At 31.4% G+C, this 14960-nt stretch carries 14 protein-coding genes; all 14 read left to right on the forward strand.

Annotated elements, in window-relative coordinates; translation table 11 throughout:
• Positions 1 to 31: 31 nt before the first annotated feature.
• The 14 genes from ACKTTV_RS19715 to ACKTTV_RS19780 all read left to right on the forward strand — a co-directional run bounded on the left by ACKTTV_RS19715 (position 32) and on the right by ACKTTV_RS19780 (position 14958).
• On the forward strand, positions 32 to 1003 hold the full coding sequence (locus ACKTTV_RS19715; protein ID WP_408032603.1) for a Gfo/Idh/MocA family protein: 972 nt from the start codon (positions 32 to 34) through the stop codon (positions 1001 to 1003).
• Positions 1004 to 1184: 181 nt separating this feature from the next.
• Positions 1185 to 1619 (forward strand): adenylyltransferase/cytidyltransferase family protein, encoded by a 435-nt coding sequence (locus tag ACKTTV_RS19720; RefSeq protein WP_408032604.1) that lies wholly within the window; start codon positions 1185 to 1187, stop codon positions 1617 to 1619.
• Entirely contained in the window at positions 1620 to 2945 is a 1326-nt protein-coding gene (locus ACKTTV_RS19725; RefSeq protein ID WP_408032605.1) for a UDP-glucose dehydrogenase family protein, read from the forward strand.
• A 19-nt stretch (positions 2946 to 2964) separates the two neighbouring features.
• Entirely contained in the window at positions 2965 to 3954 is a 990-nt protein-coding gene (locus tag ACKTTV_RS19730; protein ID WP_408032606.1) for an SDR family oxidoreductase, read from the forward strand.
• Positions 3955 to 3958: 4 nt separating this feature from the next.
• The gene (locus ACKTTV_RS19735; RefSeq protein WP_408032607.1) at positions 3959 to 5242 is read left to right on the forward strand and encodes a nucleotide sugar dehydrogenase; all 1284 of its coding nucleotides are present in this window, start codon (positions 3959 to 3961) and stop codon (positions 5240 to 5242) included.
• A gap of 338 nt (positions 5243 to 5580) precedes the next feature.
• Positions 5581 to 6693, forward strand: coding sequence for an EpsG family protein (locus tag ACKTTV_RS19740; protein ID WP_408032608.1), 1113 nt, complete (start codon positions 5581 to 5583; stop codon positions 6691 to 6693).
• Between the two features lie 101 nt (positions 6694 to 6794).
• Positions 6795 to 7712, forward strand: a complete 918-nt coding sequence (locus ACKTTV_RS19745; protein WP_408032609.1) for a glycosyltransferase family 2 protein — start codon at positions 6795 to 6797, stop codon at positions 7710 to 7712.
• 8 nt (positions 7713 to 7720) lie between these two features.
• Positions 7721 to 8632, forward strand: a complete 912-nt coding sequence (locus ACKTTV_RS19750) for an ATP-grasp fold amidoligase family protein (protein ID WP_408032610.1) — start codon at positions 7721 to 7723, stop codon at positions 8630 to 8632.
• Complete coding sequence (locus ACKTTV_RS19755; RefSeq protein WP_408032611.1) at positions 8625 to 10130, forward strand: lipopolysaccharide biosynthesis protein; 1506 nt, start codon at positions 8625 to 8627, stop codon at positions 10128 to 10130. Before ACKTTV_RS19750 ends, ACKTTV_RS19755 begins: the two co-directional genes overlap by 8 nt.
• A gap of 1 nt (position 10131) precedes the next feature.
• The gene (locus ACKTTV_RS19760; protein ID WP_408032612.1) at positions 10132 to 11118 is read left to right on the forward strand and encodes a type 2 periplasmic-binding domain-containing protein; all 987 of its coding nucleotides are present in this window, start codon (positions 10132 to 10134) and stop codon (positions 11116 to 11118) included.
• 117 nt (positions 11119 to 11235) lie between these two features.
• Entirely contained in the window at positions 11236 to 12378 is a 1143-nt protein-coding gene (locus ACKTTV_RS19765) for a glycosyltransferase family 4 protein (protein ID WP_408032613.1), read from the forward strand.
• A 5-nt stretch (positions 12379 to 12383) separates the two neighbouring features.
• Entirely contained in the window at positions 12384 to 13391 is a 1008-nt protein-coding gene (locus ACKTTV_RS19770; RefSeq protein ID WP_408032614.1) for a polysaccharide biosynthesis protein, read from the forward strand.
• Between the two features lie 8 nt (positions 13392 to 13399).
• Positions 13400 to 13837 (forward strand): WxcM-like domain-containing protein, encoded by a 438-nt coding sequence (locus tag ACKTTV_RS19775; RefSeq protein WP_408032615.1) that lies wholly within the window; start codon positions 13400 to 13402, stop codon positions 13835 to 13837.
• Complete coding sequence (locus ACKTTV_RS19780) at positions 13825 to 14958, forward strand: polysaccharide biosynthesis C-terminal domain-containing protein (RefSeq protein ID WP_408032616.1); 1134 nt, start codon at positions 13825 to 13827, stop codon at positions 14956 to 14958. Before ACKTTV_RS19775 ends, ACKTTV_RS19780 begins: the two co-directional genes overlap by 13 nt.
• The last annotated feature ends 2 nt before the right edge of the window (positions 14959 to 14960 follow it).

Consider the following 14960-nt stretch of genomic DNA (forward strand, 5'->3'; position numbering starts at 1 on the left):
TAAATTTTCTTTAGGATACTCAAATAGAAAAATGAAAAATTTTGCACTTATAGGTTTAGCTGGATATATTGCACCAAGGCATTTAAAGGCGATTAAGGATACCAATAGTAATTTATTGGCTGCTTTAGATAAGTTTGATAGTGTTGGAGTTATTGATAGTTATTTTCCGAACGCTGATTTTTTTGTTGAAGCAGAACGATTTGATAGGTATTTAGAAATGTTAAAATATGATAAGGGGGTGCAGTTAGATTACATGAGTATTTGCACTCCTAATTATTTGCATGATTCTCATATTCGTATGGCTTTAAGAAGAGGGGCTGATGCTATTTGTGAAAAGCCTTTAGTTTTAAATCCATGGAATATTGATGCTCTTGAAAGGATGGAAAAAGAATCAGGAAAGAGAGTGTGGAATATACTTCAGTTGAGAGAGCATGAGAGTATTATTGCTCTAAAGAAAAAAGTAGATCAGTCTCCTAGAGATAAGGTTTTTGATGTTGATTTGACTTATTTGACTTCAAGGGGAAGTTGGTATTACACTTCATGGAAAGGAGATGTCAGTAAATCGGGAGGTATTGCAACGAATATCGGTGTGCATTTTTATGATATGTTGTCATGGATTTTTGGATGTGTAAAGCGAAATGTTGTGCATTTGCATACTCATGATAGAGCTGCAGGATTTCTTGAGTTCGAAAGAGCTAGGGTTAGATGGTTTTTGTCTATTAATTATGATGTGCTTCCTGAAAATATTAAGAAAAAAGGGCAAAGGACTTATAGGTCAATTAAAATTGAGGGAGAAGAGTTGGAGTTTTCTTCTGGTTTTACCGATTTACATACCAGGGTTTACGAAGGTGTTTTGAACGGTTGCGGTTATGGTTTAAGTGATAGTAGACAAGCGATAGAAATTGTACATGAAATTCGAAATACCGAGCCAATAGGTTTGAAGGGGGATTTTCACCCTTTTGCTAAGAAAGAACTGGTAAAGCATCCATTTTATAAAAATTAAAGAAGGACTAAGGGGTTGTTTCTGTTAAATATGGGGGAACCCTGTTTAATAATGAGAGGCTTGTAGATAAGAGTATATGTGTATCTTATTTTAGTTAGTTGAGATAATGTCAAATTTAAAACAAAAATATTTTTTATTGTAAAAGAAGATATATCTTTGCGCAGTAAAAAGTAAAAAGAAAATGAGAATAGGTATAACTTTTAGTGCTTTTGACTTACTACACGCTGGGCATATAAAAATGTTGGAGGAGGCAAAACGTCAATGTGACTATTTGATTTGTGGATTGCAGACAGATCCGACTATTGATAGACCAGATAAAAATAAACCAGTTCAATCTGTAGTTGAAAGATATATTCAATTAAGAGGTTGTAGATATGTAGATGAAATTGTGCCATATGCGACGGAGCAAGATTTGGAGGATATCCTCCGTTCTTTTCATGTGGATGTCAGAATTATCGGTGACGAATATGCGAACAAACAATTTACTGGTCGGGATTATTGTGAGAAAAAAGGTATAAAACTATATTTTAATAAAAGAGAACATAGATTTTCTAGTAGTGGACTGAGAAAAGAAGTGCATGATAAAGAAAGTTTAAAATCAAAAGATAAGCAGTAAATGAATATAGCCGTTGTCGGTTCAGGCTACGTAGGGTTGGTATCTGGAGTATGTTTTTCGGAAATGGGAAATACCGTAACTTGCGTTGATATTGATCATGCGAAGATAGAAAAGCTTCGTGAAGGCGTGATCCCTATTTATGAACCTGGATTAGAACATATGGTTCGAAAGAATATTGAAAAAGAAAACCTTTTTTTTGCCACTTCTTTGGAAGGGCTTCTTAATGAGGTGGAAATCATTTTTATAGCAGTCGGTACACCTATGGGAGAAGACGGTTCAGCTGATTTAAGCCATGTTATTTCGGTATCAAAAGATATTGGGGAGAGACTTCAAAAGGAAATTATAATAGTTATAAAGTCAACAGTACCTGTTGGAACAGCGGATATAGTTAGGCAAACAATATGTGTTGAACTTAAGAAAAGAGGTGTTGAAGTCAAATTTGATGTCGTTTCAAACCCAGAATTTTTAAAGGAAGGAGATGCAATAAATGATTTTATGAAGCCAGATAGGATTGTAATAGGTACAGATTCTGATTTCGCCCTTGACAGAATGAAAGAATTATATAGTCCTTTTTTCAGAACACATGATCGTTTTATAACTATGGATATTCGCTCTGCTGAGATGACAAAATATGCTGCGAATGCAATGTTGGCAACAAAGATATCTTTTATGAATGAAATAGCTAATATTTGTGAGAGAGTTGGAGCTGATGTTAATGATGTAAGAATAGGTGTTGGGTCAGACTCAAGGATTGGATATAGTTTTATTTATCCCGGAGCGGGATATGGAGGATCATGCTTTCCTAAGGATGTTAAAGCTTTAAAGAAGATTGGTGAAGAGCATGGTTATGAAGCTCAGCTTATTAAATCCGTAGAGGATGTTAATAACCGACAAAAATATATTATTTCAGAGAAAGTAACTAAGAAATTCGGAGAGGATTTATCAGGTAAAACTTTTGCAGTATGGGGGTTGTCTTTCAAGCCAGGTACTGATGATATGAGAGAGGCACCTTCTATATTTACGATTAAAGAACTTGTAAATAGGGGAGCAAAGATAAAAGCTTATGACCCAAAAGCAATGCAAGAGGCAAAACAATATTATTTAAAAGAATTTAAAGAAGTAGAATATTTTGATTCGAAATATGATGTTTTAAAGGAATCTGACGCGCTTATTTTATTAACAGAGTGGAAAGAGTTTAGGTCGCCTGATTTTACTGAAATAACAAAACAATTGAACTCACCTGTTATTTTTGACGGGAGAAATCAATATATAGCTTATAATCTGGAGAAAAAAGGAATAGAATATTACAGAATAGGAAAGAGTTAATTTTTCAATTGAATACGAAATGGAATTTGAGAATAAATTAAACAATAAAAAAATATTGGTCACAGGAGGTGCTGGTTTTATTGGATCAAACTTATGTGATAAGTTAATCGAGTTAAACAATTATGTAGTTTGCTTAGATAATTTTGAAACGGGAAAAAGAAAGAACATAGCTCATTTATTAGAAAATGACCAATTTCAATTGGTAGAAGGGGATATTAGAAATTATGAGGATTGTCAAAAAGCAGTAGATGGAGTAGATTTTGTTTTGCATCAAGCGGCTTTAGGGTCTGTACCTCGTTCTATAAAAGATCCAATAACTTCTAATGCGACTAATGTGAGTGGTTTTTTGAACATGTTAACTGCTGCTAAGCAAGCGGGAGTACAAAGGTTTGTGTATGCTGCCAGTTCTTCTACTTATGGAGACTCTAAAGGATTGCCAAAAGTTGAGGAAGTTATCGGGAAACCTTTATCACCTTATGCTATAACAAAGTATGTGAATGAATTATATGCGGATGTGTTTTCGAAAACTTATGGTATAGAAACAATAGGTCTTCGTTATTTCAATGTTTTTGGAAGACGACAAGATCCAAACGGAGCGTATGCTGCAGTAATACCTAAGTTTGTTGGACAATTCATGAAAGGAGAATCACCAACTATTAATGGAGATGGTAATTATTCTAGAGATTTTACTTATATAGATAATGTGGTTCAAGCAAATTTGTTGTCTTTAATTACAGATAAGCCAGAGGCTATAAATACAGTATACAATGTGGCTTATGGAGACAGAAATACGTTGAATGATTTAGTAGGTTATTTGAAAGAGTACTTGTCCGAATTTGATTCTGTAATTCAAAACATTGAAATTGTGCATGGGCCTAATCGTCAGGGTGATATCCCTCATTCTTTAGCAAGTATTGAAAAAGCAAAACAATTATTAAAATATAATCCTAAATTTTCTTTACAAGAGGGATTGAAAGAAGCAGTAAAGTGGTACTGGGAAAACTTATAAAAAAATGGATAAACCAAAAATAGCTGTAATAGGATTGGGGTATGTTGGATTACCTTTAGCAAGACTTTTTGCTACAAAATACCCGACAATAGGGTTTGATATTAATGAGGACAGAGTTACTGAGTTAATGTCTGGTAAAGATTCTACTCTTGAAGTAGCTGATGATGTACTTCAATCTGTTTTGGTAACCGAACCTTCAGAAGAAAATGGACTTTTTTGCTCAACGTCCTTAGAATTTATAAGAAATTGTGACTATTACATAGTAACTGTACCGACTCCAGTAGATAAAAATAATCGTCCGATATTAACCCCTTTAATAAAGGCAAGTGAGACAGTAGGGAAGGTGTTAAGTGAAGGTAATATAGTGGTTTATGAATCAACGGTGTATCCTGGAGCCACAGAAGAAGAATGTGTGCCTATATTGGAAAAAGTATCTGGGTTAGTTTTTAACAAAGATTTTTATGGCGGTTATTCTCCAGAAAGGATAAATCCTGGAGATAAAGAACATACTGTAGAAAAGATACTTAAAGTAACTTCTGGTTCAACGCCTGAAATAGGAAAAAAGGTAGATGCTTTATATAGATCGGTAATTACAGCTGGAACTCATCTGGCACCTACAATTAAGGTAGCGGAAGCAGCGAAGGTAATAGAAAATTCACAAAGAGATATTAATATTGCTTTTGTTAATGAACTGGCTAAAATATTTGGGCTAATGGATATAAATACCCATGATGTGCTTGAAGCTGCCGGTACAAAGTGGAATTTTTTGCCATTTAAACCTGGCTTAGTAGGTGGGCATTGTATAGGGGTAGATCCTTATTACTTAGCTCAAAAAGCTCAAGAGTATGGCTACCATCCAGAAATAATTTTAGCAGGAAGAAGGTTAAACGATAGTATGGGGGAGTATGTCTCATCCGAAGTAATTAAATTGATGATAAAGGAGGATGTTCGCATTAAGAATGCGAATGTTTTGGTGCTTGGTATTACGTTTAAGGAGAATTGTCCTGATGTAAGAAATACAAAGGCAGTTGATGTTGTTACTTCCTTGAAAGATTATGGGACTAATGTTACTATTTATGATCCATGGGCAAATGAAGAAGAGGTAATGGAGGAATATGGAGTAAAATCAACAAAAATACTTCCTAATAATAGGTACGATGCAATTGTTTTAACAGTTGCTCATAATGAGTTTGAAAAATTGGATTTCTCTGTATTAAAGAAAGAAAAATCTGTAGTATATGATGTCAAGAATATTCTCAGTGATAATTTAAGAGATAAGGTTTTATAGAAAAACAATCGTATTAAATAGAGCAACAAATTATCTTATATCAAGATTCTCAAAAATAATTAAAGCTATCAATAATAAATTGATTAATGTGTTGGATAGGTTTTTTATAATGTGTGGTTGTGATATATTATTTATAAAACGTTGTTTTTTTCTAGAACTTGAACGATTTGACTATTGGGTTGTAAAAATAAAAGGAGGAAACATATAGGCTATAGGATAGGTAGCACGGGTTTTGTCACCTAGAAAGAGCTAGAGAGTTTGTAAAGAGGAAATAAATCGAAAAAACATTAAAATTTAAAGGTTTGGGGAAATTTCAAAAAACACCAAATAATATCTAAATGAGTCAAATTCTAATTGTTGTTTATATCTTTTTGATTTTTGGGCATTTATCATTTTATTTAAATAAGAGAAAAAGTTATTTGTTTGTATATATTACATCTATACTACTTTTTTTCTTGATGAGTGGTCATGAATATTCGGGGGCCGGAGATGCAATAGATTTTTATGCTTACTGGTACGGCTATACCGAATTTGAAAACATTGAACGAAAGGATTTTTGGTTTTATTATCTTTTTTACACTTCAGAGAAAATAGGGCTTTTTCTATCGCTTAGTTTCTATCAGTGGTGGGGGGTAATGACTGCAATTTCATTGAACTTTATAATAAGAACTATAAAAAAAAGAGAATATGATCCGCATTTATTCTTTATTTTCTTTATGTTTTATTATGTGTTCTTATTTTATGGAGGATTGAAATTTTTCTATGGATTTTGCCTTTTTCAATATGCACTTACCTTTTTGATAAAAGGTGAAAGAAGGGGGAAGCTAAAGTTTATTTTATTTACATTATTGGCTGGTGGTTTTCATGTAATGTATTACATGTTTTTGATTCTGTTATTGGTAAATCTAAAGGTGAAAAAGAGAAAATACTTAATAAAAATTATAGTTGGTTTTTCGCTTTTAGTTAGTTTATTGAATTTAATCACAGGGAGAGGTTTACTAAACTCTATTCAAGGTATAATTGATAGTATGCAAAACGACAGACTTTCCACTTATTTCGCAATTAGAACAAATTGGGGGTTTATGTTACCTATTGGTATACATATTCTTGTAACTATCTATTCGTTAAAATATAGAAATATAGTAAGCAAATATGATCAACATAAGTGGTACTCTTATGCCAACACATTATTTTATGTTAATTTAATTACAGTTGTTTTTTACCCACTTTATATGATTGTTCTAACTTTCATGAGGTTATTAACGGCTCTATCACTTACAACAATTATAGCATCTGGCTATAGATTGGAACTGTTAAATAAAAGAGATAAATTAAAACTATTATCATCTGGGTTTTTAATAATATGTTTATATTTCTATATAAACATGTACTTAAATGACTATATATCTAAGACAGTTTTACCATTTTTCGATTCTTATTACTTTAAATAAGACTAAAAGAAATATATCGTTTGATAGGTAGTAACAATAAAAATAAAAGAGTTAAATAATATTGTATAAACTTGGAGTTTTTGAAGTAAAAAAGTAAGAAAATGGAAGAAAATATTTGTAAAGAAAACGAATTAATTTCAGTCGTAATACCTACTTACAATAGAGCATATATAATTTCTAAGTCTATTGAAAGTGTTTTAAATCAAACTTATAGAAATATTGAGTTAATAATAGTTGATGATGGGTCAACAGACGATACAGTAAGTAATCTTAGAAAGATAAAAGATGAAAGATTACGAATAGTTCAACTAGAAAAAAATAGTGGGATGTGTGCGGCTAGAAACGCAGGTACAAAAGTGTCAAAAGGAGAATATATTGCAATTCATGATAGCGATGATACTTGGGATCTGGACAAGTTAGAAAAGCAATATAAGTTTATGAAAAAAACAAATTGTGATTTAACTTTTTGTCAGATGAGAAGAATTAATGTGAACGGTAAAGAGCAAGTAGTCCCAAATAAAGATACTGTAATTGGCGACAATTTATATCGTAAACTTTTGAAGGGTAACTTTATTGCCTCTATTACCATGATGATGACGAAAGAACTTGCTTTTAACGTTGAATTTGATCCTAATGTACGAAGGTTTACAGATTGGGACTTTGTATTACGCGTTGTCAGAGAAAACTACAAGATATCATATTTACCAGAGATATTAGCTACTTCTTATGTTCAAAATGATAGTACTGCAATTACCGCGAATGCATATGAGTCGTTAAAACTAATATATGATAGATTTAAAGAGGATATAGATATATATCCAGAGGTTAAAGCAGTTTTTTTATATAATCTAGGAACAAGTTGTTCATCTTATGATAAGAAATTGGCAAAAACGTACTATACAGAAAGTTTAAAAATAAAATTCTCCAGAAATACACTCTTGCGTATTATCTTATTGAATACTGGGCTTACTGAATTTTCAAGAAACCTTAAGAAGAAGATAATTAATTATTTAAGATAAGGCGTAAAATGAAAAATATCAAAGTAAAGTATTTGCTATTTAGAGGAATTTTATTTTTCCTAAGACAGCCTATTATTAGAAGTATCACACCTGACAGATGGTACTTGTCAGGGATGTATTACTTGATAATGGGGCAAGAGTTAAATCTAAGAAATCCTACTTTGTTTAACGAAAAAATTCAGTGGCTGAAGTTATATAATTTTAAAGCTGAGTATACTCAAATGGTGGATAAATACGAAGTGAGAAAGTATGTGTCACAAAGAATTGGAGAAAAATACCTTGTACCACTCGTTGGAGGTCCTTGGGATAGTTTTGAAGATATAGATTTCGAGTTATTACCTAATCAATTTGTTCTAAAATGTACACATGATAGTGGCGGGGTTGTTATATGCTCAGATAAAGCAAAATTAGATAAAAAGAAGGCACGCGTAAAATTGAATAATTCTTTAAATCGTAATTATTATTGGGGCGGACGAGAAAAACCATATAAAGGGATAAAGCCAAAAATTATCGCTGAAAAATACTTAGGCAATGAAGAAGGAAAGGAACTCAACGATTATAAAATTATGGTTTTTAATGGTAAGGCTAAGTGTTGTTTTGTTTGTAGTGAAAGATTTACTGGTGATAGTCTGAAAGTTACCTTTTTTGATCTTAGTTGGAATAAATTACCATTTGAACGTAGATACCCTATGTCAGCAAGTCCAATTGAGAAACCTCAAAACTACGAGTTGATGATTGAACTAGCAGAAAGCTTGGCAAGAGAAATTCCTTTTAATAGAGTAGATTTTTATGAAGAAAAAGGACAAGTGTATTTTGGGGAAATGACGTTCTATCCTGGAGGTGGTATGGAGAGTTTCAATCCAAAAGAGTGGGATGAAATAATGGGAGGATGGTTAGAATTACCGAAAAAAAATGAATAGAGCCAAGCGATTAAAAAAGAATACAATATCATCATTAATATACCAAGTTTTGGTAATTATTGCTGGATTGATTGTACCTCGTCTAATTCTATTGTATTATGGTTCATCTATTAATGGGTTAGTATATTCCATTACAAGTTTTCTCGGGTTTATCACTATTTTGGACTTAGGAATTGGAGCCGTTATATCTTCAAATTTATATAAGCCTTTAGCAGATAAAAATCAAAAAAAAATAAATGAGATATTCAATTATTCAAGGAAGTTTTACAATAGAATAGGATTTACCCTTGCTTTATATACAATTGCCCTGATCTTTATTTACCCATATATTGTAGATGGAGAATTTGGTAATTATTTTATAGAGTTTTTAATAGTTATTATATCAATTAGTGTATTTGCTCAGTATTTTTTTGGCATAACGTATACGCTGCTTTTACGCTCAGATCAAAGACAGTACATATTTTTTTATCTAAATAGTGTTATTCTAGTACTAAACGTTTTGGTATCAGTTTTTCTGATAGTATCTGGGTTTTCTATTCATATAGTAAAACTCAGCGCAGCAATAATATTCTTTTTAAAACCACTTGTATTAAGTATTTATGTTAAAAGGAATTATGATATTAAAAAAAGTGTAATAGCTAAAAAAAATCCAATTAAACAACAATGGAATGGTGTTGCTCAGCATTTGGCTTATTTAATTCAGGATAAAACGGATATTTTAGTACTAACATGGTTCAGTACGTTTTCAAGCATTAGTATTTACTCAATATATTACTTGGTTGTTAGCGGAGTTAAGACGTTTGTATATGCTTCAACAGCTGGATTCTCCTCCTTAATTGGAGATATGATTGCTAAAAATGAATCGGAAAAACTTAAAAATTTATTTAGGAAATTTGAGTGGTCGATTCATATTGTCTCAACTCTATTATTTACAACTACTGGTATATTAATAATTCCTTTTGTTAAGATATATACCAGTGGTGTTCACGATGCAAACTACATTTTACCAGTGTTTGGAATTATTATGTCAATGGGAGCAGCTGTTAGATGTTTTCAATTACCTTATAATACAGTTGTGCAATCAGCATTGCATTTTAAAGAGACTCAGAAAAGCGCGATTATAGAACCTATCATAAATTTATTAATTTCAATAGTATTAGTTATAGAACTAGGTGTTGTTGGAGTTGCAATAGGTACATTTGTATCTATATCATATAGAACAATTTATTTAGCACATTATCTCGGTTCGAATATTATAAAAATAGACATAAAGAATACTTATAAATTATTGTTTGTTGATATGATATCAGCTGTTCTTATGATTATGGCAACAAGTTTTATTGAAATAAGTAGCTCTGGTTATCTTTCATGGAGTCTATCTGCGTTACTTATTTTAATTATAAATATTGGAATAACTATTATTATTAATTTAGTTTTTTACAAGAAATACATCTCAGATATTCTGAATAAAAGTGTTATTAAATATAAAAAAAGTTAAAGTGGCTAAAACAGAAATGAAACATGTATTCTTTGAAGGTAATGAAGAGAGTGGTAAAATAATTATGAATGATTTGACAAATATCAAGAATGTTAAAATCATTTATAGAGACGTTGTTTTTTCTTCAAAAATATGGAGTAGGTTGTTCAACATTCATATGTCACCAAGATTGAATAGATTGGTTAATTTGCCTTTTAAAAAAATGTGGTTTAAAAAATTAATTGGTAACGATTTTTCTGTGAATGATAGTATCACTTTTACATTTATTGCTGGCTGGTTCAATAAGGAACTACTTTCTTGGTTGAGAAGTAAATTTCCGAATTCTAAACAAGTATTATTTTTGCGAGATACAGTAAGTATTTATGAAAAAGTTATTCCAAGTTTTAATGCACATCTACTAAATGATCTTTTTGATTTAGTGATATCAAGTAATCCTGATGACTGCTCTAAATATGAGTTTAAATATTCTCCGGTGTTTATTTCTAAATTTGAAGAAGAAAGTTTAGTGAAATATCCGAAAACTGACGTGGTTTTTATTGCCGAAGCAAAAGATAGATTGCAATTATTACATAGAATATATGAAAAGTTTACAAAGTTTGATATTAATTGTGATTTTTACATAACAAGTGCTAGAGAGAAAGATAAAAAGTATCCAGATGGAATTAACTATGCTAAGAATCATTTAAATTATCGAGATTATCTTAGTAGAGAAGCTGCCTCCGATTGTATTATTGAGATAATAAAAAGTGATACTCAAGGAGGTACGTTAAGGTCTTGGGAGGCTGTTTATTATAATAAAAAGTTAATTACTAATTGGAAGGGAATAAAAAAATTTCAATTTTATGATGAAAGATTTATGATGTATTTTGAAGATGTTGAAGATATAAATATGGATTTTTTTAAAGAGAATTTAGATGTTGAATATCACTATAATGGAGAAAATTCACCGGTTAATCTATTAGATATAATTGAAAATAACCTGTCATAATTATGTTTTTTAAAGCTCATTCTTTACAAGAAAGAGTATCGTTTATGTTAGAAGCGGAAAAATAAAATTTAATTATACTTTAGTCGTCAATTAAAGTGTTTAAAAAATATTTAATCTATGGTTTTAGGAATAGATGCAACAAACATCAGATCGGGTGGGGGATTAACACATCTTAGAGAAATATTGACTCATGCAAATCCAATAGAGTTTGGATTTGAAAAAGTAGTTGTTTGGTCTAATACAAGTACTTTAGAAAAGCTTCCTAATAATATATGGCTTGATAAAGTTTCACATAAACTACTAAATAAATCTTTTATTTATTCTTTTCTTTTTCAAGTATTTTTTCTCTCTAAGAAGGCGAAGTTAGTGCATAATTGTGATTTATTATTTGTACCAGGGGGAACGTTTATGGGAACTTTTGAAGACATGGTAACGATGTCAAGAAACATGCTGCCATTTGAAAAAACTGAATACTTGAGATTTAAGAGCTTTAAATCAAGATTAAGATTTAAAATCCTCCATTACACACAAAGTCTTACATTTAAAAAAGCGAGCAGAATAATTTTTTTAACAAATTATGCTAAAAGTGTGGTTAATTCTAGTCTTGATATTAAGGAAGAGAAAACTACAATTATTCCTCATGGAACTAATGTTTCTTTTCTTAAAGAACCAGTAATACAGAGAGAAATTAATGATTTTAACACTACCCGACCTTTTAAATTATTATATGTTTCTGTTGTTACTGCTTATAAACATCAATGGAACGTTGCTGCAGCCGTTTTGAAATTGAAAAAAGAAGGTTATCCAGTAACTTTAGATTTAGTAGGAGATATTACTGAAGAATCTAGATTAAAATTAGAAACTGTTTTAAACTCTGAATTAAACTCAGAAAATACTGTAAATTACTTAGGGTTGGTCCCTTATGATGATTTGGCTGAATATTATTTTAACGCAAATGGTTTTGTATTTGCTTCGAGTTGTGAAAACATGCCAAATATTCTTATTGAAGCAATGACATCAGGTTTACCGATAGCTTGTTCTAATTTTGGTCCTATGCCCGAAGTTTTAGGCGATGCTGGAGTGTATTTTGATCCTACTAAAGTAGATAGTATATATGAGTCTATAAAGTTGATGCTAAATAACAAACAATTAAGGGAAGATATTTCAAATAAGTCTTTTAAGAAATCAATTAATTATACATGGAAACATTGCTCGGATGAAACTTTTAAGTATTTATCGGAAGTAATAAAAACTAAATAATAGATATGAAAATCGAAAATAAAACTCTGCTGATTACTGGTGGTACAGGTTCATTTGGAAATGCTGTTTTAAACCGCTTTCTTCATACAGATCATTTTAGTGAAATCCGCGTGTTTTCGCGAGATGAAAAAAAACAAGAAGATCAACGAAGAAGATTATCACACCCAAAAGTGAAATTTTATATTGGAGATGTTAGAGATTCTCAATCTTTAGAATCAGCGGTTCGAGGTGTAGATTATATATTTCACGCTGCAGCATTAAAACAAGTCCCTTCATGTGAATTTTTTCCTGTGGAAGCTGTAAAAACAAATGTATTAGGTACGGAAAATGTGTTAGAAGCAGCCATAAGAAATAATGTGAAAAACGTAGTAGTATTGAGTACAGACAAAGCTGTATATCCAATTAATGCGATGGGTATTTCTAAAGCAATGATGGAAAAAGTATTAGTAGCAAAGTCCAGAAATGCGGGGAATACTGTAATATCAGGAACACGATATGGAAATGTAATGGCATCAAGAGGCTCTGTAATCCCTTTATTTGTTGATCAAATTAAATCAAAACAAAATTTAACGTTGACAGACCCGAGCATGACACGGTTTATGATGACGTTAGAAGATGCAGTTGATTTAGTTTTGTTTGCTTTCGAAAATGCAAATCCTGGAGATATGTTTGTGCAAAAAGCACCAGCGGCAACAGTTGAAGTATTAGCTAAGGCATTATTAGAAATGTATAAAAGTGATAGCAAACTCAAAGTAATAGGAACTCGCCATGGTGAGAAACTATATGAATCTCTTCTCACACGTGAAGAAAAAATAAAAGCAGAAGATATGGGAGATTATTATAGAATTCCTGCTGATAATAGGGACTTAAATTATGCAAATTATTTCTCTGAAGGGGAGGTGGATATGAGTAGTGTTGAAGATTATCATTCGCACAATACTGAAAGATTAGATGTTGAAGGAATGCAAAAACTATTATTAAAACTAGATTTCATTCGTGAAGATATAAAGTAAGTGTTCATATGAATAAATCATTACCAAAGATTATTTCTGGAGGAGAATACACTGATGAACGTGGACGACTTGAATTTTTCAATGACTTTGATATGTCGCCAATAAAACGAGTGTATTTTACGACGCATTTTAATGCCGATGTTATAAGAGCTTGGCAAGGACATAAGATTGAAAGCCGTTGGTTTATTTGTGTAAAAGGAAGTTTTAAGGTAAAATTGATAGAAATTGATGATTGGAGAAATCCTTCAGAGGATTTAAAAGTATTTGAATATGAGCTTTCTGCCGAAAAGCAAGAAGTACTATACATTCCAAATGGTTTTGTTAATGGTTTTAAAGCTATAGAAGACAATGCAAAACTCATGGTTATGTCAAATTATGGATTTAACGAAATAGAAAACGATCAAATTCGCTTTGATCAAAATAAATGGACCAAATGGGACAATTAATAAAAGTAGGAATCACGGGTCAAGGTGGTTTCATGGGAAGTCACTTGTTCAACTTTTTAGGAACAAAAGCGGAAGAAATAACGCGAGTTGATTTTGAGAGAAGCTTCTTTGAAAGCAATGTAGAATTACAAAAATTTGTAAAATCTTGTGACGTAATTGTGCACATTGCAGCCATGAATCGTCATGAAGATGAGCAGGTAATATATGATACAAATATAGGGTTGGTTAAGAAATTAATCGATGCTTGTGAGGCTGAAAATGTAACACCAAAGATTCTTTTTTCATCTTCTACACAAGAAGAAAGAGATAATCTATATGGTAAGTCGAAAAGAGATGGGAGACAGTTGTTGGAAGATTGGGCTACTAAAGCAGGAGGGAAAGTAGCTTCACTGATTATTCCAAATGTATTTGGACCTTTTGGGAAACCATTTTATAATTCATTTATAGCTACATTTTGTCATCAAATTATTAACGGAAAGGAGCCAACTGTTATCAATGACAGCATAGTGAATCTAATTTACATCAATCAGTTATCTGAGGTTTTCTTTCAAGAAATCATAAAGAAAGATACGGACGAGATACAATCGTACGTAGTACCGCATACAACTTCGTGTAAAGTGTCCGAAATTTTAACGTTGTTAAAAGATTTTAAAATACAGTATGTAGATAATGGGCAAGTACCAAAAGTAGATTTAAACTCATTTGAGTTAGATCTTTTCAACACCTTTACGAGTTTTATCCCAAAAGATTATTTTCCAAGGAAATTTACAATGCATTCAGACGATCGAGGGGCATTTGTGGAAATCATGCGTGCAGGAACAGCAGGGCAATCATCATACTCAACTACAGTACCCGGAATTACACGTGGAAACCATTACCATACTCGAAAAGTTGAACGTTTTGCTGTAATTAGTGGAAAAGCATTAATTCAACTTCGCAAAATTGATTCGGACGAAGTTTTTGAATACATACTAGACGGAGTAGAACCAGCATATGTTGATATGCCAATTTGGTATACACACAACATTAAAAATATTGGTAATACGGAGTTAATAACATTATTTTGGATTAATGAACCGTACAATCCAGATGACGCAGACACCTATTTTGTAAAAGTATAATA

Origin of the sequence: Tenacibaculum xiamenense, from assembly GCF_964513065.1 — a bacterium.
Lineage (GTDB): Bacteria > Bacteroidota > Bacteroidia > Flavobacteriales > Flavobacteriaceae > Polaribacter > Polaribacter xiamenense.

Bases quoted from the DNA above. Each gene is read 5' to 3' on its own strand.
- ACKTTV_RS19755 (WP_408032611.1), top strand. From the start codon at position 8,625: ATGAATAGAGCCAAGCGATTAAAAAAGAATACAATATCATCATTAATA.
- ACKTTV_RS19725 (WP_408032605.1), top strand. From the start codon at position 1,620: ATGAATATAGCCGTTGTCGGTTCAGGCTACGTAGGGTTGGTATCTGGA.
- ACKTTV_RS19775 (WP_408032615.1), top strand. From the start codon at position 13,400: ATGAATAAATCATTACCAAAGATTATTTCTGGAGGAGAATACACTGAT.
- ACKTTV_RS19735 (WP_408032607.1), top strand. From the start codon at position 3,959: ATGGATAAACCAAAAATAGCTGTAATAGGATTGGGGTATGTTGGATTA.
- ACKTTV_RS19780 (WP_408032616.1), top strand. From the start codon at position 13,825: ATGGGACAATTAATAAAAGTAGGAATCACGGGTCAAGGTGGTTTCATG.
- ACKTTV_RS19750 (WP_408032610.1), top strand. From the start codon at position 7,721: ATGAAAAATATCAAAGTAAAGTATTTGCTATTTAGAGGAATTTTATTT.
- ACKTTV_RS19765 (WP_408032613.1), top strand. From the start codon at position 11,236: ATGGTTTTAGGAATAGATGCAACAAACATCAGATCGGGTGGGGGATTA.
- ACKTTV_RS19720 (WP_408032604.1), top strand. From the start codon at position 1,185: ATGAGAATAGGTATAACTTTTAGTGCTTTTGACTTACTACACGCTGGG.
- ACKTTV_RS19770 (WP_408032614.1), top strand. From the start codon at position 12,384: ATGAAAATCGAAAATAAAACTCTGCTGATTACTGGTGGTACAGGTTCA.
- ACKTTV_RS19715 (WP_408032603.1), top strand. From the start codon at position 32: ATGAAAAATTTTGCACTTATAGGTTTAGCTGGATATATTGCACCAAGG.
- ACKTTV_RS19740 (WP_408032608.1), top strand. From the start codon at position 5,581: ATGAGTCAAATTCTAATTGTTGTTTATATCTTTTTGATTTTTGGGCAT.
- ACKTTV_RS19730 (WP_408032606.1), top strand. From the start codon at position 2,965: ATGGAATTTGAGAATAAATTAAACAATAAAAAAATATTGGTCACAGGA.
- ACKTTV_RS19745 (WP_408032609.1), top strand. From the start codon at position 6,795: ATGGAAGAAAATATTTGTAAAGAAAACGAATTAATTTCAGTCGTAATA.